The organism is Parabacteroides massiliensis, from assembly GCF_900155425.1.
Classification (GTDB): domain Bacteria; phylum Bacteroidota; class Bacteroidia; order Bacteroidales; family Tannerellaceae; genus Parabacteroides; species Parabacteroides massiliensis.
In genome coordinates this window covers 1-4,076 of the sequence record NZ_LT700194.1, presented here as the reverse complement: position 1 = coordinate 4,076, position 4,076 = coordinate 1, and the positions used below count along the sequence as shown (strand labels likewise).

General features: G+C 54.5%; 4 protein-coding genes. All 4 read left to right on the top strand.

The genetic code is table 11. The annotated features are described in order from the left end of the window. The first annotated feature begins 58 nt into the window (after positions 1-58). Positions 59-607, top strand: coding sequence for a hypothetical protein (locus BQ9893_RS20850; RefSeq protein WP_075967830.1), 549 nt, complete (start codon positions 59-61; stop codon positions 605-607). Positions 608-610: 3 nt separating this feature from the next. After that, on the top strand, positions 611-1,099 hold the full coding sequence (locus BQ9893_RS20845) for a hypothetical protein (protein WP_075967828.1): 489 nt from the start codon (positions 611-613) through the stop codon (positions 1,097-1,099). Positions 1,100-1,170: 71 nt separating this feature from the next. Then, entirely contained in the window at positions 1,171-1,344 is a 174-nt protein-coding gene (locus BQ9893_RS20840; RefSeq protein WP_208610836.1) for a hypothetical protein, read from the top strand. Then, the coding region (locus BQ9893_RS20835; RefSeq protein ID WP_075967827.1) for a coiled-coil domain-containing protein at positions 1,341-4,076 on the top strand (2,736 nt) is incomplete at its 3' end. The genes BQ9893_RS20840 and BQ9893_RS20835, both read left to right, overlap by 4 nt.

The following is a 4,076-nucleotide window of genomic DNA, read 5'->3' as shown; positions in this document are numbered from 1 at the left end:
TGCGTTTTAGCGGTAATATTAATTCAAAAACAAAAGAAAGATGGCGGATAAGAATTTCATGTACGGCATCGGTGCCGTGAAATATAAGGATTTTGTCGTGGGCTATATCGAGAAAGGCTCCTTTGACTTGGGCGGCCAGAAACCTGAGGCGGCGAAAATCGAGGCGGAACAGGTGCCCGGTGCCCCGGTACTGGTCATAGCCCAGTCGAACGGTAGCATAGCGCCGACGTTCAATGTGATCCAGATGGACTTTGATAACCTGCACAAACTGCTGGGCGGTTCTCTTCATTACAAAAAAGAGGACACGGAAAAGAAAACCCCGGTGGGCTGGACGGCTCCCTCGACCGCGATGGTGATGCAGGGTCCCTGGGAACTTGCCCTTGTGTCCGGGAAGAGCATCCTGATGCCCAACGCGACACTGCTCTCCAATTTGGGCGGCAAGCTGACCCTGACAGAAACGGCGAAGATCGAGTGTACATTGGAGGTGGCGATGCCGGAAGACGGTTCGCAGCCTTACGGTGTGTTTGACACTGAATCCCTTCCCGATGAGTGGAAACAGTACAAGCTACCGGCGGCGGAAGTACAGACCTCGGACGGGGAGGGTTAGCGTATGGACGACCGGTTGGAGCAACTGATAGAAATGGAGTGTGCGGACGCATTGCTGGACGGTGGCGTGTCCGTTCCTCTTAAAAGGTGGAGCGTCCCCTTTAAGAAGCGTCCCTTGGAACTGCGTGTGATAATGAAGCGTCCCCGGCTTCGGGGTCAGATGCTGCTGGCCAGGGAGTATCTGAAACTGGGTGTGGCACCCGGCTGGAAACCGAAGGACAAAGCGGAGGAAATGGCCTTTGTAGCCAAACATGGAAAAGGTATCAGCCGGATGTTGGCTTATACGGTATGCCGGGGCTGCGTGGCCCGGCGTGTAGGCATAGGACTGACGGCATGGATACTCCGGGAGCTTGTCGATTGGAGATTCCTGGTGACCGTGTTCCGGACGTTCGAGCGTCTGATGGGCACGAAGGATTTTATGCGTATTATCAGATCGGTGGATCGGGCGAACCCGATGAAGCCGAGACTGAGCCAGAAAAGGAAGGGGAGTTAAGGACAGAGTATGAAGGTTCCCATAGCCCCTTTGGATTTGTATGGCAGATTGCATCGGCGACCGGCTGGAGCGTGGATTACATCCTTGACGGGGTGAATTACCAGATGCTGATCATGATGCTGAGTGACGCGCCCCGGTATGTGAGGCGGAAGAAAGGCGGCGGTGAAGGTAGCCGGAGAACGGACCGTAGCGCGGAGGACGAGGCGGACGATATTGTAGGATTTTTTCAAAGCAGACTGGAATGAAACCTGTAGAAGTTGAATTTTTGATGAAGGACGGCCTTACGCCCGGCATGGACAAGGCCGAGCGTGAGGCGCTGGAGCTTCGTAACACCGTCAGGGTGTTGGAGGCGGAACTGGAAAGACTGCGTCTTGCCGGTGAGACGGCCGCCCCCAATCTGGACCAGAGCGCCAACATCGCCCAGATCCACGCGCTGGAAAAGCAGCTTGAGGAATTGCGTGGCAAGTTGAGACAGCTTCAGGCGGAATCGGAAACCGTACAGGTCACGCCTTCAGACATGCCTAACGCGCAGCGCCAGTTTAACGGCTTGCACAACAGTATCCAGCAGATCGCCCGTGAAATGCCCTCGTTGGCTATGGGACCGCAGATGTTCTTTCTGGCCATCAGTAACAACCTGCCGATATTCACCGATGAGCTGGCCCGTGCCCGTAAGGAATACGACGAGCTGCGGAAGTCGGGGCAGAAAGGCACGCCGGTATGGAAGCAGGTACTCTCTTCTCTTTTTTCCTGGCAGACGGCACTTACGACCGGCATCATGCTGCTTGTGATGTACGGTGACGAGATCGTGGAGTGGACGAAGGATTTGTTCAGCGCCAAGAAAGGCGTGGACGAATTCAACATCTCGTTGAAGGAAATGACCGAGATCGAGAAGGACGGCCGCGCCCAGATGGTGCGTACCCGCTTTGAACTGAAATCGGTTATCGGTGAAATAAAGGACTTCACCGGCAGCAAGGAGCAGGAAAAGGCGAAGGTGGAGGAACTGAACCGCAAATACGGGGAAAGTTTCGGTTATTATAAAACCCTTTCCGAGTGGTACGATACCCTTACCCAAAAGAGCGAGGACTACGTGCAGGTCTTGCTTCATCAGGCCAACGTTCAGAATCTGGTCAGCAAGGCGGCCGAAGCTGACGAAGAAGTAAACAAGATCAAGGCCCAGAAACCGGAAGAGGCTGAAAGTGCTATGGGATTCTTCGGAAAGATAGGGCAGTATTTGATACAAAGCAATATGGCGGAAGTCGGCCAGGTGTATGATGCGCAGGAGGCTATCCGAAAACATGATCAGGAGGCTTATGATATCCTGCTGAAAAATGCGGAGAACAAGCGTGACGGTTATCTGAAGAAGGCGGAGGAGGAAACGAGGAAAGCTGCCGAAGCCGCCAGGAAGGGAAATATAGGCGGACACTCCGATCCTAAACAGTCCGGTAAAAAAACGGAAACGGAAGCCAGGCAGCGTATGGCTACAGAGCGTAGGCTGGCGCAGGAACTTGCCGCACTCCAGGCCGAGAATCGGAAAGAGGAGATAGACCGGATGAAAGACGGCACTGAAAAGAAACTGGCACAGATCGAATACGACTATAACAAGAGAAAAGAAGAAATAGCCCGTCAGGAAGCCGAATGGAAACGTGAAAACAAGGAAGCCGGTGTTTCCACCGGTGGCAATGGCCTGACTCCCGGTCAGAGGGATGCCCTTGCCGGCGCACGCGACTCCAACGATAAGAACCGGAGCGCGGCTCTTGCTGCCATTTTTGAAGATGAGAGGGGAAAAGAAGCCCAGGCCATGCGTGATTACCTGGCGGAATATGGGAGCTATGAAGAAAAGAAACTGGCCATTACCAAGGAGTATGAAAAACGTATCGCGGAAGCTACCACGGAAGGCGGTCGGAAAACACTTCAGGAAGAACTGAAGGAAAAAATGGCCGGTCTTGATCTGAAGGAATTGAAGGACGGATTGAATTGGGAAGCCGTATTCGGGGACCTCGACAAGGTATCCTCCGAAAGCCTCCAATCCCTCCGTACCCGTCTGAAGGAATATATCGATACCCAGAAGGACTTGCAGCCGGACAGCCTGAAAGACCTGGTGCGTGCCATTGACGCCATCGACAGGAAACTTAGCGAGCGCAATCCCTTTGCGGCATTGGAATCATCCTTGTCGCGGGTAAAATCCACGACCTTATCCGTCAAGGAGGCTCAGGAAGCCTATAACAAGGCCGTGAAAGAAGGAACTGAAACCGAGCAGAAGAATGCCCGGGCCGCACTGGATGCCGCTCGGAACGCGAAGCAGAGGGCACTGGCCGAGGCTACGGATGCCCTGCATGGCAGCGTAGGGCAGGTGAAGGAATACGTGGAAGCGGCAGAAGACCTGCTGGGACTGGTGGAACAGTTCGGTATCGATCCGCCGGAATGGATGGGCGAATACCTGGAAGGTTTGGGGCAGACGTTGGACGGCCTGGAAAGCATCGACCTGACCAAACCGATGAGTGTCATTACCGGCGGTATCAAGGCGGTAGGCGGCGCGGTGAAGACATTGTTCAGTTTAGGCGGCACCATCAACTGGAATGGAAGTAACGCGAAAGAGGTGCAGGCCACGATGGACCGGCTGACCAGCCGGAACGAAATGCTTCAGACTTCTATTGAGGACTTGACCGACACTATCAAACAGAGCAAGGGTACCAAATCCGTAGCCGCTTACCGCGATGCTTACCGGATGCAGCAAGAGACGGATTCGAACTACCTTCAGATGGCGATGGCGCAGGCCGGTTACCACGGCAGCCACCGCTCCTGGAATTATTATTGGGATGGTTTTTCCCAGGCACAGATAGACAAGCTGAGCGGACAGATCGGCCGCCAGTGGGACGGCAGTCTGTGGAGCCTGAGTCCGGAGGAGATGAAGGCCCTCAGAAGCAACGTGGACATGTGGACACAGATACAGGACACGGGCAAGGGCGGTTACGGCGGG

What these genes read in the sequence shown, in the direction of transcription:
- BQ9893_RS20850 (WP_075967830.1), top strand. Translation starts at nt 59, where the DNA reads ATGTACGGCATCGGTGCCGTGAAATATAAGGATTTTGTCGTGGGCTAT.
- BQ9893_RS20845 (WP_075967828.1), top strand. Translation starts at nt 611, where the DNA reads ATGGACGACCGGTTGGAGCAACTGATAGAAATGGAGTGTGCGGACGCA.